The 18,768-nt window shown below is 71.5% G+C and carries 18 protein-coding genes; 7 read left to right on the top strand and 11 right to left on the bottom strand.

Going from position 1 to position 18,768, the window contains the following annotated elements; all coding sequences use genetic code 11:
- Nucleotides 1-34: 34 nt before the first annotated feature.
- The 3 genes from ACFYPA_RS05325 to ACFYPA_RS05315 all read right to left on the bottom strand — a co-directional run bounded on the left by ACFYPA_RS05325 (nucleotide 35) and on the right by ACFYPA_RS05315 (nucleotide 1,951).
- The gene (locus tag ACFYPA_RS05325) at nucleotides 35-403 is read right to left on the bottom strand and encodes a nuclear transport factor 2 family protein (protein WP_389129641.1); all 369 of its coding nucleotides are present in this window, start codon (nucleotides 401-403) and stop codon (nucleotides 35-37) included.
- A 155-nt stretch (nucleotides 404-558) separates the two neighbouring features.
- On the bottom strand, nucleotides 559-1,401 hold the full coding sequence (locus ACFYPA_RS05320; RefSeq protein WP_389129638.1) for an alpha/beta fold hydrolase: 843 nt from the start codon (nucleotides 1,399-1,401) through the stop codon (nucleotides 559-561).
- Between the two features lie 97 nt (nucleotides 1,402-1,498).
- Complete coding sequence (locus ACFYPA_RS05315; protein ID WP_359081939.1) at nucleotides 1,499-1,951, bottom strand: DUF5709 domain-containing protein; 453 nt, start codon at nucleotides 1,949-1,951, stop codon at nucleotides 1,499-1,501.
- A gap of 282 nt (nucleotides 1,952-2,233) precedes the next feature.
- On the opposite strand from ACFYPA_RS05315, the gene ACFYPA_RS05310 reads away from it, so the two are divergent.
- From ACFYPA_RS05310 to ACFYPA_RS05300, 3 genes are all read left to right on the top strand, one after another.
- Nucleotides 2,234-2,464: a DUF6296 family protein gene (locus ACFYPA_RS05310; protein ID WP_359081940.1), complete on the top strand. Its 231-nt coding sequence runs from the start codon at nucleotides 2,234-2,236 to the stop codon at nucleotides 2,462-2,464.
- A 72-nt stretch (nucleotides 2,465-2,536) separates the two neighbouring features.
- Nucleotides 2,537-3,802 carry a CaiB/BaiF CoA transferase family protein gene (locus tag ACFYPA_RS05305; RefSeq protein WP_389129634.1) on the top strand — a complete coding sequence of 422 codons (1,266 nt, stop codon included), beginning with the start codon at nucleotides 2,537-2,539 and terminating at the stop codon, nucleotides 3,800-3,802.
- 101 nt (nucleotides 3,803-3,903) lie between these two features.
- On the top strand, nucleotides 3,904-4,488 hold the full coding sequence (locus ACFYPA_RS05300; RefSeq protein ID WP_359081942.1) for a TerD family protein: 585 nt from the start codon (nucleotides 3,904-3,906) through the stop codon (nucleotides 4,486-4,488).
- A gap of 61 nt (nucleotides 4,489-4,549) precedes the next feature.
- Here ACFYPA_RS05300 and ACFYPA_RS05295 read toward each other — a convergent pair whose 3' ends face one another.
- Nucleotides 4,550-5,428, bottom strand: coding sequence for a DMT family transporter (locus tag ACFYPA_RS05295; RefSeq protein ID WP_389129630.1), 879 nt, complete (start codon nucleotides 5,426-5,428; stop codon nucleotides 4,550-4,552).
- Nucleotides 5,429-5,559: 131 nt separating this feature from the next.
- On the opposite strand from ACFYPA_RS05295, the gene ACFYPA_RS05290 reads away from it, so the two are divergent.
- The gene (locus tag ACFYPA_RS05290) at nucleotides 5,560-6,720 is read left to right on the top strand and encodes a winged helix DNA-binding domain-containing protein (RefSeq protein ID WP_359349580.1); all 1,161 of its coding nucleotides are present in this window, start codon (nucleotides 5,560-5,562) and stop codon (nucleotides 6,718-6,720) included.
- Between the two features lie 28 nt (nucleotides 6,721-6,748).
- Here ACFYPA_RS05290 and ACFYPA_RS05285 read toward each other — a convergent pair whose 3' ends face one another.
- Entirely contained in the window at nucleotides 6,749-7,591 is an 843-nt protein-coding gene (locus ACFYPA_RS05285; RefSeq protein WP_359081945.1) for a helix-turn-helix transcriptional regulator, read from the bottom strand.
- A gap of 146 nt (nucleotides 7,592-7,737) precedes the next feature.
- Here ACFYPA_RS05285 and ACFYPA_RS05280 point away from each other — a divergent pair, with 146 nt between their 5' ends.
- Both ACFYPA_RS05280 and ACFYPA_RS05275 read left to right on the top strand, forming a co-directional pair.
- Nucleotides 7,738-9,414, top strand: a complete 1,677-nt coding sequence (locus ACFYPA_RS05280; protein WP_359081946.1) for an AMP-binding protein — start codon at nucleotides 7,738-7,740, stop codon at nucleotides 9,412-9,414.
- Complete coding sequence (locus ACFYPA_RS05275; RefSeq protein ID WP_389129625.1) at nucleotides 9,411-11,018, top strand: AMP-binding protein; 1,608 nt, start codon at nucleotides 9,411-9,413, stop codon at nucleotides 11,016-11,018. Before ACFYPA_RS05280 ends, ACFYPA_RS05275 begins: the two co-directional genes overlap by 4 nt.
- Nucleotides 11,019-11,043: 25 nt before the next feature.
- On the opposite strand, the gene ACFYPA_RS05270 is transcribed toward ACFYPA_RS05275, so the two are convergent.
- The 3 genes from ACFYPA_RS05270 to ACFYPA_RS05260 form a co-directional block, all read right to left on the bottom strand.
- A complete protein-coding gene (locus tag ACFYPA_RS05270; protein WP_359081948.1) occupies nucleotides 11,044-11,253 on the bottom strand; it encodes a hypothetical protein in 210 nt (69 codons plus the stop codon).
- Nucleotides 11,254-11,395: 142 nt separating this feature from the next.
- Nucleotides 11,396-11,932: a GNAT family N-acetyltransferase gene (locus ACFYPA_RS05265; protein WP_359081949.1), complete on the bottom strand. Its 537-nt coding sequence runs from the start codon at nucleotides 11,930-11,932 to the stop codon at nucleotides 11,396-11,398.
- Between the two features lie 48 nt (nucleotides 11,933-11,980).
- Entirely contained in the window at nucleotides 11,981-12,703 is a 723-nt protein-coding gene (locus tag ACFYPA_RS05260; protein ID WP_359081950.1) for a hypothetical protein, read from the bottom strand.
- 296 nt (nucleotides 12,704-12,999) lie between these two features.
- Between ACFYPA_RS05260 and gcl the strand changes: the two genes are divergently transcribed.
- Nucleotides 13,000-14,775, top strand: a complete 1,776-nt coding sequence (gene gcl / locus ACFYPA_RS05255) for a glyoxylate carboligase (protein WP_359349593.1) — start codon at nucleotides 13,000-13,002, stop codon at nucleotides 14,773-14,775.
- Nucleotides 14,776-15,243: 468 nt separating this feature from the next.
- Here gcl and ACFYPA_RS05250 read toward each other — a convergent pair whose 3' ends face one another.
- From ACFYPA_RS05250 to ACFYPA_RS05240, 3 genes are all read right to left on the bottom strand, one after another.
- Nucleotides 15,244-16,701 carry a catalase gene (locus ACFYPA_RS05250; protein ID WP_389129620.1) on the bottom strand — a complete coding sequence of 486 codons (1,458 nt, stop codon included), beginning with the start codon at nucleotides 16,699-16,701 and terminating at the stop codon, nucleotides 15,244-15,246.
- A gap of 272 nt (nucleotides 16,702-16,973) precedes the next feature.
- Nucleotides 16,974-17,873: a 2-hydroxy-3-oxopropionate reductase gene (locus tag ACFYPA_RS05245; RefSeq protein WP_359349598.1), complete on the bottom strand. Its 900-nt coding sequence runs from the start codon at nucleotides 17,871-17,873 to the stop codon at nucleotides 16,974-16,976.
- Nucleotides 17,874-17,917: 44 nt separating this feature from the next.
- Complete coding sequence (locus ACFYPA_RS05240) at nucleotides 17,918-18,760, bottom strand: TIM barrel protein (protein ID WP_389129616.1); 843 nt, start codon at nucleotides 18,758-18,760, stop codon at nucleotides 17,918-17,920.
- Nucleotides 18,761-18,768 lie beyond the last annotated feature (8 nt).

Below are 18,768 nucleotides of genomic sequence, written 5' to 3'. Positions count from 1 at the left end.
GCCGGGCTCGGGCCGCGCGGGCCGCGACGGCCGCTCACGCCCCGGGCACGCGGTCCAGGAATCCGCTGACCGAGCTGATCCGCCCGTCGTCGGCCAGGGCGATCACGTCCGAGCCGGCGACGGGCGCCGCGCCGTCGGCCGCCGCGACCAGCTCCCAGCTGAAGCGGGCGAGGGCGTGGTGCCCGTCCACCCTTCCGGCGGGCCGGAAGGAGAACCCGGGGAACTGCTGCTGCGCTCCGCTGATCGCGGCGGCCAGCGCCTCGTGCCCCCGCACGTCGGCCAGCGGGTCGGTATACGTGGCGTTCTCCGTGAACGCCGCGGCGACGGCCTTCTCCAGCTCCTCGGCAGTGGTGGCGTTCCAGGCGGCGAAGTAGCGCTGGACGGCCTCGTCGTAAGCGGTCATCGTGCGGTCCTCTCCCTCGGCTCCGGCCGGTGGGCCGGGAGCGCTGTGCTCGTGAGGAACACGATGTCCGACGGGGGTGGAAGGCGTCGATTACCTCAGGGGTAACGGCGGGCAGGGCATCGGGCCCCTGCCTCGCCCTGATGCAGCGCGGCCGTTCAGCGCCGGTGCTCGTCCAGGAATCCCATGAGCGCGGTGTTGAGTTCCTCCGCATGGGTCCAGCCGATGTTGTGCGGGCCGCCCGCGATCTCCACGAGACGGCTGCCGCGGATGAGGTCCGGCAGCCTGCGTCCGGTCGAGTCGATGGGCAGGATGCGGTCCTGGTCGCCCTGCACGACGAGCGTGGGCACGTCGATCTTCGGCAGGTCGTCGCGGAAGTCCGTCAGCCAGGTAGGGACGCACGCCAGCGTGGCATGGGCCGCCGCACCGGCCGCCACCGTCCACTGGGAGCGCAGCGCCTGCTCGCTGACGCGGCTGCCGCCGAGCTCGTCGGTGTTGTTGAACGCGTCGAGGAAGTCGGTCAGATAGGCGGGCCGGTCCGCCACGACGGCGCTCATGATGTCGTCGAAGACGCTCTGGTCGACGCCCTCCGGATTGTCGTCCGTCTTCAACAGGAACGGTGGCACCGGCGCCACGAGCACCGCCAGGCCGACCCGTCCAGAGCCGTGCTTGCCGAGGTAACGGGTGACCTCTCCGGTCCCCATGGAGAACCCGACGAGTACGGCGTCCTGGAGGTCGAGCTCCTCCATCAGCGCGTTCAGGTCGGCCGCGAAGGTGTCGTAGTCGTAGCCGTCCGTGGGCCGGTCCGACCGCCCGAAGCCGCGCCGGTCGTACGTGATGACCCGGTACCCGGCCCCGAGCAGGACCGGCAGTTGCCTCTCCCACGACGCGCCGTTCAGCGGGAACCCGTGAATCAGGACGACGGGCCTGCCCGTCCCGTGGTCCTCGTAGTACAGCTCGATCCCGGCGGAGTTCTCGCGACCGACGGTGATGTGCGGCATGTGACTCTCCCCTGCGGTGGGTGCGGTGGGTGCGGTGGTCCTGCGGTGGGCCGTCGCCGGGCAGCGTGAAGAGCCCCCGGCAGTACGGGGGCCGTCTCTACGCCCGGGCGTCCGGGATGACGTGCATGGCCGCCTCCTCGGCGGACGCGGCCGCCCCGTCGATCCCGACGTCCTCCCCGGCCATGCTGTCCGGGTCGTTGAGGCCCAGCTCCCGCGTCAGCCGTCCGGCGCGCACGTCCCCGACCTCCGCGTCCCAGGGCTCGCCGTCCCCGTCGGACAGGTCGCCCAGGCCGTCGCCGGCCGGATCGGTGTCCTCGGGCAGCTCCCGGCCCAGCCGGCCGTCCAGTGTCTCCCCGCTGAGCTGTTCGGCCCCGGTGGTGCCCCGGTCCTCGACGGCCCACGGCCGCTCGGGGGGCGAGTAGCCCTCGTCAAGCACGTCGTCCAGCCGGCGGTCGTGGAGGGTGTCCGCCGTGTCGAGCTGCTCGACGGGGTCGGAGGCCTCCGGCTGCTGGGGCTGGTACACGTCGTCTCCCCGGTCGGCGCCTTCCATGACGATTCCTTCCCGGTGTCGGGGATCCCGGGCCATGCCTGCCGTACGACGCGGGAGCAAAGGGGCGTATCGGCCCGATTGCCTTCGAACTGCCTCTACCCCCTCAGGATAGGCAGGAGGGGCCGGGGCCCGCACCGCGCGGCCGTGCACGGTGCGGGGACAGCGGGTCTGCGAGACCATGGAAGGTGCAGAAGGTGCGGGCCGGACCGTGGGCGCCCCGCGGGCGGAGCCGCCGCTGGGGCAGGCCCCCGTGCCACCGAAGGCCGTCGTGGAGAGGCCGTCATGGACTACCCGGAGAGTTATCAGCTGGTGTTTCAGACGTCCGCCGTGGAGGACGACGCGGTGATCGTCCGGCGGACCGCGCGGTCCGGGGCGGGCGGGTACCCGGTCTACGAGGACGAGACCGGCATCGTCCGTGCGGAGATCAGCGAGCGCGGAGAGGTGCGCATGCTGGCCAGTGGCGGACACCAGCGCCTCGGGACGCCGCTGGTCGTCCCGGAACCGTCTGCCTGAGCCGCCTGAGCCGCATGAGCCGTCGGCACGCACCGGGCCAGGTCGCCCACCACGGCCCGGGATCATGTGCGCATGACCGAACCGCTTCCGCTCCCGCTCGCGGGCATCACCGTCGTCAGCCTGGAACAGGCCGTCGCGGCGCCCTTCGCCACCCGTCAGCTGGCCGACCTCGGCGCCCGCGTCATCAAGGTCGAGCGCCCCGGCGGTGGTGACTTCGCCCGCCGCTACGACACCACCGTGCACGGTCAGGCCAGCTATTTCGTCTGGCTCAACCGCTCCAAGGAATCCCTGACCGTGGACCTCAAGGCGCCCGAGGGGCGCGAAATCCTCGAAGAACTCATCGCAGGGGCCGATGTGTTCGTCCAGAACCTCGCCCCCGGCGCGGCGGACCGGATGGGCCTCGGGGCGGCCGCCCTCCAGGCCCGGCACCCCTCCCTCATCACCTGTACGGTCAGCGGCTACGGCACGAGCGGATCGTGGTCCGGACGCAAGGCGTACGACCTCCTGGTGCAGTGTCAGACCGGGCTGCTGTCGATCACGGGCTCGCCCGACGAACCCGCCCGCTCGGGCATCTCCGTCGCGGACATCGCCGGCGGCATGTACGCCTACAGCGGCATCCTGTCCGCCCTCTTCACCCGGGCCACCACCGGCCGGGCCCCCACCGTCGAGGTCTCCCTCTTCGACGCACTCGCCGAGTGGATGAGCCAGCCCGCGTACTACACGCGCTACGGCGGCACCCAGCCGCCGCGGATCGGTGCGCAGCACGCCACGATCGCGCCGTACGGCCCCTTCACGGCCGCTGACGGCAAGGACGTCATGCTCTCCATCCAGAACGAGCGCGAGTGGGAGGCCCTGTGCGTCACCGTCCTCGGTCTGCCGGGGCTCGTCGATGATCCCCGGTTCGCCACCGGGGAGGACCGGGTCGCCCACCGCGAGGAGCTCAACGCGATCGTCGCCGCGCGCTTCGCGGACCTCGGCAGTCAGGAGGCGGCGGAGCTCCTGGACCGGGCGGCGATCGCCAACGCCGGCGTGAACTCCGTCGCGGAGTTCCTCGACCACCCCGCGCTCACCGAGCGCGACCGCTGGCGCGAGGTCCCGGTGCCCGGCGCCCCCGGCCCCGTACAGGCGCTCCTGCCGCCGGTGGACCTGGGAGGGGTCGCACCGCGGATGGGCCCCGTGCCGGCGGCCGGCCGGCACACCGAGCGGATCCTCGCCGAGCTGGGCCGCAGCCCGTCCGACATCGAGGGGCTGTGCGCCCGAGGAGTCGTGGAGACCGCGCGCCTTTACCACGCGGGCACAACCTCCGGCATCGTGCCGGAGCAGGACAATTCCTCCTGAGCCGTCCAACACTTGGTCGAAATTTTGCCCCTGATGGGATGCATCCGGGGGACACCAGGCACACTCGACCTGTAGGAATCTGGCCACGAAGAGGATCACGCATGATCACGTTGAAGAAGGAAGACGGCCCGGCGGATCTGGACGGGGTCACCCACCTGTCCATCGGGGTGTCCTGGGATCCCACGGTCGGTGCCAGTGGCGGGCTGATGGGGAAGCTTCGTCAGAAGAAGGGCACCGACCTCGACCTGATCGCCATCGCGATGCAGGGCACGGAGCCCGTCCGTCTGGCCGGCCTCGACTCCCTGGACCCGCTGGGCAACCGCTCGCTCGTCCACAGCGGGGACAACCAGACCGGGCACGGTGACGGTGACGACGAGACGGTGACCGTCGACTTCGCCGGCGTGCCGGGCAACATCACGTCCATCGTCTTCATCGCCGCCGCGTACAAGAAGCACAGCTCCTTCCAGAGCGCGCGCAACATCAGCTTCAAGGTGTACGACGCGACGGGCGGCACCACCCAGCAGGTCGCCGACATCTGGCCGAGCCTGCTCAGCAGCGACAACGGCTGCGCCGTGGCCAAGGCCATGCGGGCCGGCGGCAGCTGGAAGCTCGAGGTGATCAATGAGACCGGGAAGATCAAGCAGGGCGACGAGCAGGCCCTGATGCGCTTCGCGGCCAGCAAGTAGTCACTGGCCCACGGGCAGGCGTCCGGCGTGAGCGCCCCGGCCCCGGCCCGTACGCGGCGTGTCAGTCGACCCGCCGCGTACGGGCCGGGGCTGTCGCGTTCCCGGAGGCCAGGGGTGAACGCGCCAGTTCCACGCAGCCCGCGGCGATCAGCCCGAGCGCGAGCAGCTCCGGCAGCAGCCACCAGCCGGTGCGCAGGTCCTCGCCGAACAGGGTCACCCCGTACAGGATGCTGATCAGGGCGTCGCCCAGGGTCAGACACGGCTGGACCGCGACCAGCGTGCCTGCCTGCAGCGCGTTCTGCAGGAGGAACAGGGCGCCGACGCCCGCCACGGCCATGGCGTAGAGCTGCCAGGACGTGAAGAGCGCCGCCGCCCCGCCGTCGTCGAGCCGGGCCATGGCGTCCTTCATCAGGGCGGCGGTCAGCGCGTACGCACAGGCGGCCGCCAGCCCCAGCAGCGCCGCCCGGGGATTGCCGCGGGTGGCCATCGCACCCGCGATCAGCGCCGCCTCGAACAGGCCCGTCAGGATCAGTGCCGGCACCCACGCGGCTCCGTGCACCGTGGCACTGCCGCCCCCCGGAGCCGCTGACGCCATGCCGAGGGCCAGACCACACGTCACGGCGGCCACCCCGAACCACACCGGCCGGGGCAACCGCACCCGCATCACGAAACTCGCCATCAGCAGCGTCGCCGGCAGTTCGATCATGAAGATCGGCTGCACCACGGCGATGGGGCCCGTGGCCAGCGCCACTGCCTGGCAGACGGCCGCGACGATCACCAGGCCGATGCCGGCGAGCCACACCTTCTGGCGCAGCAGGTGGCCGATCAGCGACAGCCGCATCGCCTCACTGTCGGGGGCGGCAGAGGCCGCGCGGCGCTGAAGGACGGAGGCCGCGCCGTTGCTGAGCGCGGTCAGGACGGCGAACAGGACGCTGATCACCGGTCCATGATGCGGGCGCCCGGCGCGCAATCCGGGATCTTGCCGGGCGGCGGCATGGCGCAGGATGTCCCCGCGAAGGAAGAGCGCCATCAGGACAGAATCCGACCGCATGGCCGCGTAGCGTGCCGTTCATGGCCGTGAAGAGGAAGACCCCTGCCGCCGCCCCCGCCGCCGTACTCTCGCCGCGGGCGCTGGGGCGCGCGACCCTGGAGCGCCAACTCCTGCTCCGGCGTGCGGCGATGAGCGCGAAGGACGCCGTCCGCCATCTCGTCGGCCTCCAGGCGCAGAACACCAAGCCGCCGTACTACCAGCTCCTCGCCCGGCTGGAGGGCTTCGAGCCGGCCGAGCTGGCCGGGCTGATGGAGTCGCGCGAGGTCGTCCGTATCGTCACCCTGCGCTCCACCATCCACACCCACACCGCCGACGACGCCCTCACCCTGCGTCCCCTCGTCCAGGAGGCACGCGACCGCGAGCTCAGGATGTTCCGGAAGGGGCTCGCGGGTGTGGACCTGGACCTCCTCCGCGACCTCGGCAGGGCGTACGTCGATCAGACGCCCCGCACCCCGAAGGAGATCCGGGAACACCTCCTCGCCCAGTGGCCGGACGCGGACCCGCAGGCCCTGAGCACGGCCGCGCGCTGTCTGCTGCCGCTCGTCCAGGTCACCCCGCGCGGGGTGTGGGGGCAGAGCGGCCAGGTCGCCCTGACCACCGCGGAGCACTGGCTCGACCGGCCCTCCGCACCGGCCCCCGCGCCCGACGGCACCGTGCTGCGCTACCTCGCCGCGTTCGGGCCCGCGTCGGTCAAGGACATGCAGACATGGGCGGGCCTGACCCGGATGCGCGAGGTCTTCGACCGGCTCCGCCCCCAGCTGATCACCTTCCGCGACGAGAACGGGGTGGAGCTCTTCGACCTGCCCGACGCCCCGCGCCCCGACGCGGACACCCCCGCCCCGCCGCGCTTCCTGCCCGAGTTCGACAACGTCCTGCTCGGCCACGCGGACCGGACCCGGGTGATCCCGCTGGCGCTCAAGGGCCGCAACGGGGTGGGGAACCAGGCGTACGGCAGCGTGCTGGTCGACGGCTTCCTCGCCGCGATCTGGCGCCTGGAATCCGGCGGGGGCGGCGCGGCGCCGACGGCGGTCACCGTCCAGGAGCTGCGCCCGCTCACCGCGGCCGAGCGTGACGACGTCACGGGCGAGGCGGTGACCCTGCTCTCCGTGATGACGCGGGCGGCAGGCGACGGCGACGGACACGACATCCGCTTCGCCCCGTTCATCGACTTCGACCGCTGAACGTGCCCTTCACCCCTCACCACCGCACCTACGGCAGCAGCCCCGCCCGGCGGGCCGCGACGACCGCCTCCAGCCGGGTGTGCGCGCCCAGCTTCCGCATCGCGGAGCGCAGATAGCCCTTCACCGTCTCCGGCCGCAGCCCCAGCCGGTCCGCCGCCACCGCGTTCGTCGCGCCCGCGGCGACGCAGGCCAGGACGTCGACCTCGCGCGGCGCCAGCCGGCACACCCGCGCCCCGGGCACCCGGGCGCCCGCCGCGGCGGCGAGCCGCCCGCACACCGCCAGCAGCTCGTCGCGCAGCGCCGGATCGAGGACCTTCGGTGCGAGGGCGCGCAGCTCGCGGTGCGCCTCCCGGACGTCCTCCCACGCTCCCGGGACGGCCCGGGGGTCGGTGACCTCCTCCCGGGTCACGGCGAGCAACTGCTGCACCTCGTCGCGCACGGCCAGCGCCTGCTCCACGTCGCGGGCCGCCCCGACCGCCGCGTCGAACGTACGGTCGCCGAGCGTGAGGGGCTCACGCAGCGCCCCGTACAGCACACCCCGCACCTTGCGGCGTACGACGACGGGCACGGCGACCACCGAGCGCAGCCCCTCCGCCGCCACCGCCGTGTCGTACTCGTGGCTGATGTGGCGCGAGGAGTGGTAGTCGGTCACCGCGCACGGCCGCGACAGCGCGATCGCCTTCCCGCCGAGGCCGCTGCCGGCCGAGATCACGAGCCCGCGCAGGGCCGTGGTCTGTGCCCCGTTCAGCTCGGCGATCCTGGCGTGGCGGGTGTCGGAGAGCAGCCCGCCGAAGGCCACGGGCAGCCCGCTCGTCCGGCGCAGCCGCAGCAGCGCCGCTTGCATCTCGACCGCATCGACGGATTCCGGCACGCTGACGCCTCTCCACCCGGCTCCGGGGAACACCGCATCCCCCGCGGCACCCCCGTTCGGGGGTGGTGAGACCTGGGTCACTGTTTACATGATGTTAGGCGACCGGCCCGAGACAGTGACCGTCCGGTCCGCAATGAGGAGGGCACATGTCGGCATCCAGTGCGACGGAGACGTTCCGGGCCGCCCGGGACTTTCTGCTCCGGCACCGCGAGGACTACACCGCGGCCTACGAGGGCTTCCGCTGGCCCCGCAGCGACCACTTCAACTGGGCGCTCGACTGGTTCGACGTCATCGCCCGGGACAACGACCGCACGGCCCTGCACATCGTGGAGGAGGACGGCGGGCGGACCGAGATGTCCTTCGCCCGGATGTCCGCCCGCTCCAACCAGGCCGCGAACTGGCTGCGTGCCCAGGGCGTACGGGAGGGCGACCGCATCCTCGTCATGCTCGGCAACCAGACCGAGCTCTGGGAGACCGCGCTCGCCGCGATGAAGCTGCGCGCCGTCGTCATCCCCGCGACACCGCTGCTGGGCCCCGTCGACCTGCGCGACCGGGTCGAGCGCGGCCGGGTCCGGCACGTCCTGGTGCGGGACGCCGACACCGCCAAGTTCGACGAGGTGCCCGGCGAATACACCCGGATCAGCGTCGGCGCCGAAACCGAGGGCTGGATCTCCTACGCCGGGGCCGACGAGCAGCCGGAGACCTTCACGGCGGACCGCGAGACCGACGCCGACGAACCGCTGATGCTCTATTTCACCTCGGGCACCACCGCCAGTCCCAAGCTCGTCGAGCACACCCATGTCTCCTACCCCGTGGGCCACTTGTCGACGATGTACTGGATCGGCCTCAAGCCCGGCGACGTCCACCTCAACATCTCCTCGCCCGGCTGGGCCAAGCACGCCTGGTCCAACCTCTTCGCCCCGTGGAGCGCCGAGGCGACCGTCTTCATCTTCAACTACACCCGCTTCGACGCCGGCCGGCTGATGGCGGAGATGGACCGCTCGGGCGTCACCAGCTTCTGCGCCCCGCCCACCGTCTGGCGCATGCTCATCCAGGCGGACCTGTCCCAGCTGAAGACCCCGCCGCGGGAGGTCGTGGCGGCCGGCGAACCGCTGAACCCCGAGGTCATCGAAACGGTCCGGCGCGCCTGGGGCATCACCATCCGCGACGGCTTCGGCCAGACGGAGACCGCCGTCCAGGTCGCCAACACCCCCGGCCAGGTCCTGAAGTCCGGTTCGATGGGCCGCCCGAGTCCCGGCTTCAAGGTCGTCCTCCTCGACCCGGTCAGCGGTGAGCCCGGCGCCGTCGAGGGCGAGATCTCGCTCGACCTCTCGGGCCACCCGGTCGGCCTGATGACCGGCTACCACGGTGACCCGGACCGCACCGCGGAAGCAATGGCGGGCGGCTACTACCGCACCGGCGACATCGGCTCCCGTGACGCCGACGGCTACATCACCTACGTCGGCCGCGCCGACGATGTCTTCAAGGCCTCCGACTACAAGATCTCCCCGTTCGAGCTGGAGAGCGCCCTGCTGGAGCACGAGGCCGTCGCCGAGGCGGCCGTCGTGCCGGCCCCCGACCCGGTGCGGCTCTCCGTCCCGAAGGCCTACATCGTGCTCGCCGAGGGCTGGGAGCCCGGACCGGAGACCGCGAAGGCGCTCTTCGCGCACTCCCGTGCCGTACTCGCCCCGTACAAGCGGGTCCGCCGGCTGGAGTTCGCCGAGCTGCCCAAGACCGTCTCCGGCAAGATCCGCCGCATCGAGCTGCGCGAGCGCACCGCCCGGGGCACCGGAACCGAGTACAGCGAGGGGGACCTGACATGACCGGGCCGTCCTACGCCCACGGCACCGGCACCACCCCGCTGCTCGGCGACACCATCGGCCGTAACCTCGACCGGGCGGTCCAGGCGTACCCGGACCGGGAGGCACTCGTCGACGTACCGTCCGGGCGGCGCTGGACGTACGCCGAATTCGGCGCGGCCGTCGACGAACTGGCCCGCGCGCTGATGGCCTCGGGCGTGGACCGGGGGGACCGGGTCGGCATCTGGGCGGTCAACTGCCCGGAGTGGGTGCTGGTCCAGTACGCGACCGCGCGCATCGGCGCCGTCATGGTCAACATCAACCCGGCCTACCGCGCGCACGAGCTGGAGTACGTGCTGAAGCAGGCTGGGGTCCGTCTTCTGGTCGCCTCGCTCGCACACCGCACCAGCGACTACCGGGCCCTGGTCGGCGAGGTCCGGGCCGGCTGCCCCGCCCTGCGCGCCGTGCACTACATCGGCGACCCGTCCTGGGACGCCCTGCTCGCCGTCGCCGGATCGGTGACCACGGAGCAACTGGCGGCCCGTGAGGCCGGCCTGTCCTGCGACGACCCGATCAACATCCAGTACACCTCCGGCACGACCGGCTTCCCCAAGGGAGCCACCCTCTCCCACCACAACATCCTCAACAACGGCTACTTCGTGGGGGAGCTGGTCGCCTACACCGAACAGGACCGGGTCTGTCTGCCGGTGCCCTTCTACCACTGCTTCGGCATGGTGATGGGCAACCTCGGCATCACCTCGCACGGCGCCTGCATCGTGATCCCGGCCCCCGCGTTCGAGGCGGCCACCGTCCTCGCCGCGGTGGAGCAGGAGCGCTGCACCTCGTTGTACGGCGTCCCCACCATGTTCATCGCGGAGCTGAACCTGCCCGCCTTCGCCTCGTACGACCTCTCCTCGCTGCGCACCGGCATCATGGCCGGATCCCCCTGCCCGGTCGAGGTGATGAAGCGGGTCGTCGCCGAGATGCACATGGACGAGGTGTCCATCTGTTACGGCATGACGGAGACCTCCCCGGTCTCCACCCAGACCCGCCGTGACGACGACCTGGAGCGGCGTACCGGCACGGTCGGCCGCGTGATGCCGCACATCGAGGTCAAGGTCGTCGACCCGGCGACGGGGGTGACGCTGGAGCGCGGTGCGGCGGGCGAACTGTGCACCCGGGGCTACAGCGTGATGCTCGGCTACTGGGAGCAGCCGGAGCGGACCGCCGAGGTGATCGACGCGGGACGCTGGATGCACACCGGGGACCTCGCGGTGATGCGTGAGGACGGCTACGTACAGATCGTCGGCCGGATCAAGGACGTGATCATCCGGGGTGGCGAGAACGTCTATCCCCGGGAGGTCGAGGAGTTCCTCTACCGGCACCCGAAGATCGCCGACGTGCAGGTGGTGGGTGTGGCGGACGAGCGGTACGGCGAGGAGATCCTGGCCTGCGTCATTCCCGCGGACCCGGCCGATCCGCCGAGCCTGGAGGAGGTCACGGCCTTCTGCCACGAGCAGTTGGCGCGCTACAAGGTGCCGCGTCTGCTCCGGATCATGGAGACGTTCCCGATGACGGTCAGCGGGAAGGTCCGGAAGATCGAACTGCGGGAGAACTACGGCCGGTAGGCGGGGGGAGGGCGCCAGGGCGCCGTCAGGCGGCTTCGATGATGTCGCCCGCGGTGCCCTGCGTCGCGGCCGCCCACTCGATCAGGAGCACCTCGTAGGCAGCGGACTCCACGGGGGACCAGTCCTGGCCGGCGCGCGCGTCCACGAGCGCGCGGATCGCCTCGTTCGCCTCGACGGCGGCGGGGTGGGCCGGCTGTGCGGGAAAGGTGCTGTGCGGCGGAATCGCGGACGGCACGGTTGAGGCGGGTGTGCCGGATCTCGCGGGTGTCGCGGGTGGAGAAAGTCGTGGAGTTAAGACCATGCGCACCACTCTAGGGCCCGCCACCGACAACGGACCGAACATCTGTGGCCCCTGGCTCGAACGTGACCGATAGCACTCACTGTGGCCGGACGGTTTCTGTGAGGTGCGGCACGTCGCGCCGCATACAGACCCGCGGCCAGCGGTCGAGGCCGTGTTCCGCCTCCTCGGCGCGAATCCGCCGCAGCCCGTCGGTGAGGCCGGATTGCGTCAGGGGGCGGAAACCGAGCCGGGCGTAGTACGGCGCGTTCCACGGGACGTGGGAGAACGTCGTCAGGGTCAGCGCCGTCAGATCCTCGTGCGCGGCCCAGGCCGCGGCATGGTCGATGAGGGCGCCGCCCAGGCCGCGCCGGGCGGCAGACGGATGGACGGAGACCTGCTCGATGTGGGCGGCGCCGTCGACCGGGTCGGCGATCAGGTAGCCGAGGGGCAGGTCGTCGGGGCCCGTGGTCACCCAGGCGCGGCCGGCCGCGCGGTAGCCCTCCAGAAGGTCCAGCGGCGGGGGGTCGTCGTCGGCCACGAGGGACATGCCGAGCGTGCGGAAGGGTTCGCCTGCGGCGCGCTCGATCTCCTGGAGGAGCGGGAGGTCCGAGCGGCGGGCGGGACGGATGCGCATACGTCAGTATGGCGCGTGACGCAGGCCGCCGGGCCCTGGCCGACCGGTTCAGGCGCCGGTGCTGAGCAGTTCCTCCGCGGGGCTGTTCACCGGCTGCGGGGTGCCGGTGAGATCCATGACGAACAGCGGGATGCCGAGCCCGTCCGCCCGCTCCCGGGCGTCCGGCGCGTATCCCGCGAGCGAGAAGAACACGCTCGACACCGACGCGCTGAGGGCGTTGAGCCACAGGCATTCGACATCGCGCAGCGTGGTCGGCCGGGTGGTGGAGTCGACCTGTGCGATCAGCCCGGCCGCCCGCAGGTCGATCCGGGACGCGGGGCGTTCGGCGGGCTGCGCGACGTCGCCGTAGCCCAGCCACTTCAGGTACAGCGCGGCGGCGCCGACCGCGTCGCGCGCGGTACGGATCGTCCGCGGCCGGAAAGGGGGCCGCGGGGCCGGGGCCGTACGCGGCAGCGGTATGTGCGACGGCCGTACGGGCCGGGAGGACGAGCCGCCCGCGCGGCCGGGCGCCGCCACCGGACGGACCGGGATCCGCAGCACCGCTCCGCACGGGCAGCACAGCTCCGGCTGCGGCCACTGGTCGTGCCGGCCGCAGCCACGGCAGCGCACCGTCACCCAGTCGTCGTTCCAGGTGCGGTGGGTGATCGGCGTGACCGGCGCGCCGCGCAGCAGCGGCGGGGCGGTCGGTGCGCCGCACGGGCACGGGTAGACGGGCGTCATGAAGGCGTGGTCGCGGCGGCAGGCCGGGCACCGTACCGGCACTGATTCCACCCTCGGACTCCCTACGGCCGACGACCATGCGGCCGGTGCCCGGATTCCGGGCCGGCTCCGCTCCGTACCCCATGCTCCACCAAGAGCGAGGCCCCCGGCAGGGACTTGGGGCACTTCGTGGCCCGGGTCCACGTGGGCGACGTCCCCGGCCGCCTCTCTTGACGGCTGTCCGGCCGCACTTTAGATTTGCTTCCGTATAGCAGAATCAATTTTCCGTAATGCGGAATTGGTGCTCTCAGGTGGCGCGACAGAGCCCGACTCCACCCAGGTCCGAGCAGGAGCACTCAATGCCTCGAATGACCGCTGCCCGAGCGGCAGTTGAGATCCTCAAGCGCGAAGGTGTCAGCAACGCGTTCGGTGTGCCGGGCGCGGCGATCAACCCCTTCTACGCGGCCCTCAAGGCCTCCGGCGGGGTTCATCACACGCTCGCCCGCCACGTCGAGGGCGCCTCCCACATGGCGGAGGGCTACACCCGGGCCCGCCCGGGGAACATCGGCGTCTGCATCGGTACGTCGGGACCGGCCGGCACCGACATGATCACCGGCCTCTACTCGGCCATCGCGGACTCGATCCCGATCCTGTGCATCACCGGCCAGGCCCCGACGGCGGTGCTCCACAAGGAGGACTTCCAGGCCGTCGACATCGCGTCGATCGCCAAGCCGGTCACCAAGTCGGCCACCACCGTCCTGGAGGCCGCGCAGGTCCCGGGCGTCTTCCAGCAGGCCTTCCACCTGATGCGCACCGGCCGGCCCGGCCCGGTCCTCATCGACCTCCCGATCGATGTGCAGCTCACCGAGATCGAGTTCGACCCCGATCTGTACGAGCCGCTGCCCGTGCACAAGCCCGCCGCGACCCGCAAGCAGATCGAGCGCGCCCTGGAGATGCTGAACGCCTCCGAGCGCCCGCTGCTCGTCGCGGGCGGCGGCATCATCAACGCCGACGCCTCCGAACTCCTGGTGGAGTTCGCCGAACTGACCGGCGTCCCGGTCGTCCCCACCCTGATGGGCTGGGGCATCCTCGCCGACGACCACGAGCTGAACGCCGGCATGGTCGGTCTCCAGACCTCGCACCGCTACGGCAACGCGAACTTCCTGGAGTCCGACTTCGTCCTCGGCATCGGCAACCGCTGGGCCAACCGGCACACCGGCAAGCTGGACGTCTACACCAAGGGCCGCACGTTCGTGCACGTCGACATCGAACCCACCCAGCTGGGCAAGATCTTCGCCCCCGACCTCGGCATCGCCTCCGACGCCAAGGCGGCCCTGGGGCTGTTCGTCGAGGTGGCGCGCGAGCTGAAGGCGGCCGGCAAGCTGACGGACCGCTCGCGGTGGGCGGCCTCCACGCAGGAGCGCAGGGCGCGGCTGCAGCGGCGCACACACTTCGACAACGTGCCGCTGAAGCCGCAGCGGGTGTACGAGGAGATGAACCGGGCGTTCGGTCCCGAGACCCGGTACGTCACCACGATCGGCCTCTCGCAGATCGCGGGCGCGCAGATGCTGCACGTCTACCGGCCGCGCCACTGGATCAACTGCGGCCAGGCGGGTCCGCTCGGCTGGACCATCCCGGCGGCGCTCGGCGTCGCCACGGCCGACCCCGAGGGCTCCGTCGTCGCGCTCTCCGGCGACTACGACTTCCAGTTCATGCTGGAGGAGCTGGCGGTCGGCGCGCAGCACCGCATCCCGTACGTGCACGTCCTGGTGAACAACTCCTACCTGGGGCTGATCCGTCAGGCGCAGCGGGGCTTCGACATCGACTTCCAGGTCAACCTGGAGTTCGAGAACCTCAACTCCCCGGAGCTGGGCGTCTACGGCGTGGACCACGTCAAGGTCGTCGAGGGCCTCGGCTGCAAGGCGATCCGGGTCACCGAGCCGGACCAGCTGCTGCCGGCCTTCGAGGAGGCGAAGAAGCTGGCGGCGGAGTTCCGGGTGCCGGTGGTGGTGGAGGCGATCCTGGAGCGGGTCACGAACATCGCGATGAGCGGGACGGACATCGCGTCGGTCAACGAGTTCGAGGACGTCGCGACGGAGCCGGGTCACGCGCCGACGGCGATCCGCCCGTTCGCGCAGGCCTGACCCGTCGGGCCCTGCGGCCCCCGTCTCCCGGACAACCGGGGGCGGGGGCCGCAGTGTTGCCGCCCGGCGGACCGTCGTCGTGTCCGCATCGCCCGACGGGCTTGCTTCTGCCCGGCGTCCGCAGCGATGCCGCCGCACGTCCGCAGCACAACCCGGCCCGTCCGGCGTTCGAGGACGGCACCGGCCGCCCCGTGGGCCCGCGCACGCGAAAGGGCGTGGAGTACGGGACCGTAATCCGTACTCCACGCCCTGGTTCGAGGGAAGACAGGGGCCGCGGCGGGGCGCGACGGGGCGAAGGGGCCGGCCCCTTCAGGTCAGGAGCCGGCACCCCCACCCGCACCACCGCACTGGCGTCGCGCCACCGCCGAGGCCCCGGGGGTATCCGCCGGACACCCCCGTCCTGCCCGCACCGCCGCGCAACCCCTCATCCGGGTGGGCGCGACGGCACGGGAAGGGCACAGGGGAGGCTCAGTCCTCGCGCAGCGCGCGGACCGCCTCCTCCACGCGCTTGCCGTACTCGGCGTCCGCGGCGTGGAAGTGGGCGAGGTTCTTCTCGATCACGTCGTCGCGTGTGACCTGCGACAGGCCCCCCGCGATGGTGGCGATCAGCCGGCCCTTCTCGTCGTCCGACATCAGCCGGTACAGCTCACCCGCCTGGAAGAAGTCGTCGTCCTTGGTGTGGGCGGGCGCCTCGTGCGTGCCGGTCCAGCCGTGGACGGCCAGCGGGGCGGAGTGCGCCGCGTCCGTCTGGGCGGGGCCCGCGTGCGAGTTGGGCTCGTAGTTCTTGTCGTGCCGGGCGCCGTAGCGCGTGGCGTGCAGCCCGTCGCGGCCGTAGTTGTCGACGGTCGCGGTGCGCGGCGCGTTCACCGGCAGCTGGGTGTGGTTGATGCCCAGCCGGTAACGCTGCGCGTCCGCGTAGGCGAACAGCCGGCCCTGGAGCATCTTGTCCGGGGACGGGCCGATGCCGGGCACGAAGTTGTTCGGGGAGAACGCGGCCTGCTCGACCTCCGCGAAGACGTTGTCCGGGTTACGGTCCAGCACCAGCCGGCCCACCCGCTGGAGCGGGTAGTCCGCGTGCGGCCACACCTTGGTCACGTCGAACGGGTTGAAGCGGTAGTCCGCCGCCTCGGCGGCCGGCATGAGCTGCACGTGCAGCGTCCAGGACGGGTTCATCCCGCGCTCGATGGCCTGGAGCAGGTCCGTCTGGTGCGAGTTGGCGTCCTTGCCGACGAGCTCCGCGCCCTGGTCGGCGGAGAGGGAACGCACGCCCTGGTTCGTCTTGAAGTGGTACTTGACGAAGAAGGCCTCGCCCGCGGCGTTCGTCCACTGGTAGGTGTGCGAACCGAACCCGTTCATGTGGCGGTACGAGGCGGGGATGCCCCGGTCGCCCATCAGCCAGGTGATCTGGTGGGTGGCCTCCGGCGAGTTCGCCCAGAAGTCCCAGAGGTTGTCCGCTTCCTGACGGCCCGTGAACGGGTCGCGCTTCTGCGAGTGGATGAAGTCGGGGAACTTGATCGGGTCCTTGATGAAGAACACCGGGGTGTTGTTGCCGACGAGGTCGTAATTGCCCTCGTTCGTGTAGAACTTGAGCGCGAAGCCGCGCGGGTCGCGTACGGCGTCCGCGCCGCCCAGCGAGTCGGCGACCGTCGAGAAGCGGATGAACGTCTCGGTGCGGCGGCCGACCTCGGAGAGGAAGTCCGCGCGGGTGAAGCCGGTGACGTCGTCGGTCACCTCGAAGTAGCCGTACGCGCCGGAGCCCCGGGCGTGCACCACGCGCTCCGGGATGCGCTCCCGGTTGAAGCGGGCGAGCTTCTCCAGGAGATGGCCGTCCTGGAGGAGGATCGGGCCGCCGGCGCCGGCGGTGGCGGAGTTTTGGTTGTCGGCGACCGGGGCGCCGGACTCGGTCGTAAGCACGCGCTGCGTCATGGTGTCGGGGCGACCTTCCGTACGGGAGCTGCTGAACTGCGACGGCCTGGGGGCTCCAGGAGCGTAGGTACGCTCCGAACCCGACGTCAACAGTTTGTTGAAATTCATGGCGGAGAGGTGTTCCGGACGGCGCCGGCGCCTGGGCGCGACAGGACAGGTGTCAGCGCCGACGCCGCCCGGAAGTCTGTGGGGCCGGGGGATGCGCACCCGGCGGGATCGTGCGGTGGTGCCGGCCGGGCCCGCTCGGGGCCCGGCCGCACGCGTGGGACGGGTCAGGCGCGAACGGGCTGACCGGACAGACGCTCGACCGAGCGCAGCAGCGCCGAGTGGTCCAGGCCGCCGTCGCCCTGCGCACGCAGCGAGGCGACGAGCTGGGCGACCACGCCGCCCACCGGCAGTGCGGCGCCGACGTTGCGGGCGGCGTCCGTGACGATGCCCATGTCCTTGTGGTGCAGGTCGATCCGGAAGCCCGGGGCGAAGTCCCGGTTCAGGAAGTTGTCCTTCTTGCGGGTCAGCACGGTCGAGCCGGCCAGTCCGCCGTTCAGGACGTCGAGGGCGGCGGCCAGGTCGACCCCGGACTTCTCCAGGAAGACGACAGCCTCGGCGCAGGCCTGGATGTTGACCGCGACGATCAGCTGGTTGGCCGCCTTCACCGTCTGGCCGGAGCCGTGCGGACCGCAGAGCACGATGGTCCTGCCCAGCGCGTCGAGCACCGGCTTCGCGGTGTCGAAGTCGCTCTGCTCGCCGCCCACCATGATGGACAGCACGGCCTCGATGGCGCCGGCCTCACCGCCGGAGACGGGCGCGTCCAGGACGCGGATGCCCTTCTCGGCGGCGTTCTTCGCCAGGTCCACCGACGTCTGCGGGGTGATCGAGGACATGTCGATCAGCAGAGCGCCGCGCTTGGCGTTCTCCAGGATGCCCTCGGGGCCGTAGGCGATCGCCTCGACCTGCGGGGAGGCGGGCACCATCGTGATGACCACGTCGGCGTCCTTGACCGCCTCGGCGATCGAGGAGGCGCCGGTGCCGCCGGCCGCGGCGAGCCGGTCGACCTTGTCCTGCTCCAGGGTGTAACCGGTGACGTCGTAACCGGCCTTGACCAGGTTCTCGGACATGGGCGAACCCATGATGCCGAGCCCGATCCACGCAACCTTGGGGAGGTTGTTGCTCATGAGGGTGCCTTCCGATAAGCGTGTGTACGAGTGAGCGTCCGCCGCTACCGGCGGGCGGCCCGCGCGGTGGCCGGGAGCCACTCGAAGGACTCGGCGCTCGGCCGGTCGCCCGGCTTGTACTCCAGGCCGACCCAGCCGTCGTAACCGGCCTTCGTCAGCTCGTCGAGGAGCTGCTCCAGCGGGAGCGAGCCGGTGCCGGGCGCGCCGCGCCCCGGGTTGTCCGCGATCTGGACGTGACCGGTCCGGTCGGCGTAAGCGGTGATGACCTGGCTGAGGTCCTCGCCGTTCATCGACAGGTGGTACAGGTCCAGGAGGAACTTCGCGTTGCCGAGCCCCGTCGCCGCGTTCACGCGGTCCACGACCTCGATCCCGGCCGGTGCGCTCACCAGCGGGTAGCGCGGCGACTCCGGCGCGTTCAGTGTCTCGATCAGCAGGACCGCCCCGATCAGGTCGGCCGCGCGGGCGGCGGTGACCAGGTTCTCCAGGGCGAGTTCGTCCTGTGCGGCCGGGTCGACGCCGTCGATCCGGTTGCCGTAGAGCGCGTTGAGTGCCTTGCAGCCGACCGAGGCGGCGAAAGCTGCCGCCACCTCGATGTTGGCCCGGAAGCGGTCCGACTCCGTGCCGGGCACGGAGAGCGCGCCGCGGTCGGGGCCGGGGAGCTGTCCGGCGTAGAAGTTCAGCCCCACCAACTGCGTGCCCGCCTCGTCGAGCGCCTTCTTCAGCGCGTCGAGTTCGGCTTGCGCGGGGGTGGGGGTCTCGATCCATGGCCACCACAGCTCGACCGCCGTGAAGCCCGCCGCGGCGGCTGCCGCGGGTCGCTCCAGGAGCGGGAGTTCCGTGAAGAGGATCGAAAGGTTCACATCGAAGCGCTGGTCCGGGTAGCCCATGAGGGTTT

The organism is Streptomyces sp. NPDC005775, from assembly GCF_042871565.1.
In the GTDB taxonomy this organism is placed as follows: Bacteria; Actinomycetota; Actinomycetes; order Streptomycetales; family Streptomycetaceae; genus Streptomyces.
This window is presented reverse-complemented; position numbering and strand designations above follow the sequence as displayed.

Excerpts from the sequence above, each read along its gene's own strand:
- ACFYPA_RS05280 (WP_359081946.1), top strand. The coding sequence starts at position 7,738 with ATGTCGGCATCCAGTGCGACGGAGACGTTCCGGGCCGCCCGGGACTTT.
- ACFYPA_RS05265 (WP_359081949.1), bottom strand. The coding sequence starts at position 11,932 with ATGCGCATCCGTCCCGCCCGCCGCTCGGACCTCCCGCTCCTCCAGGAG.
- ACFYPA_RS05310 (WP_359081940.1), top strand. The coding sequence starts at position 2,234 with ATGGACTACCCGGAGAGTTATCAGCTGGTGTTTCAGACGTCCGCCGTG.
- ACFYPA_RS05245 (WP_359349598.1), bottom strand. The coding sequence starts at position 17,873 with ATGAGCAACAACCTCCCCAAGGTTGCGTGGATCGGGCTCGGCATCATG.
- ACFYPA_RS05300 (WP_359081942.1), top strand. The coding sequence starts at position 3,904 with ATGATCACGTTGAAGAAGGAAGACGGCCCGGCGGATCTGGACGGGGTC.
- ACFYPA_RS05305 (WP_389129634.1), top strand. The coding sequence starts at position 2,537 with ATGACCGAACCGCTTCCGCTCCCGCTCGCGGGCATCACCGTCGTCAGC.
- ACFYPA_RS05250 (WP_389129620.1), bottom strand. The coding sequence starts at position 16,701 with ATGACGCAGCGCGTGCTTACGACCGAGTCCGGCGCCCCGGTCGCCGAC.
- ACFYPA_RS05325 (WP_389129641.1), bottom strand. The coding sequence starts at position 403 with ATGACCGCTTACGACGAGGCCGTCCAGCGCTACTTCGCCGCCTGGAAC.
- ACFYPA_RS05275 (WP_389129625.1), top strand. The coding sequence starts at position 9,411 with ATGACCGGGCCGTCCTACGCCCACGGCACCGGCACCACCCCGCTGCTC.
- ACFYPA_RS05315 (WP_359081939.1), bottom strand. The coding sequence starts at position 1,951 with ATGGAAGGCGCCGACCGGGGAGACGACGTGTACCAGCCCCAGCAGCCG.
- ACFYPA_RS05240 (WP_389129616.1), bottom strand. The coding sequence starts at position 18,760 with ATGGGCTACCCGGACCAGCGCTTCGATGTGAACCTTTCGATCCTCTTC.
- ACFYPA_RS05320 (WP_389129638.1), bottom strand. The coding sequence starts at position 1,401 with ATGCCGCACATCACCGTCGGTCGCGAGAACTCCGCCGGGATCGAGCTG.
- ACFYPA_RS05290 (WP_359349580.1), top strand. The coding sequence starts at position 5,560 with ATGGCCGTGAAGAGGAAGACCCCTGCCGCCGCCCCCGCCGCCGTACTC.
- gcl (WP_359349593.1), top strand. The coding sequence starts at position 13,000 with ATGACCGCTGCCCGAGCGGCAGTTGAGATCCTCAAGCGCGAAGGTGTC.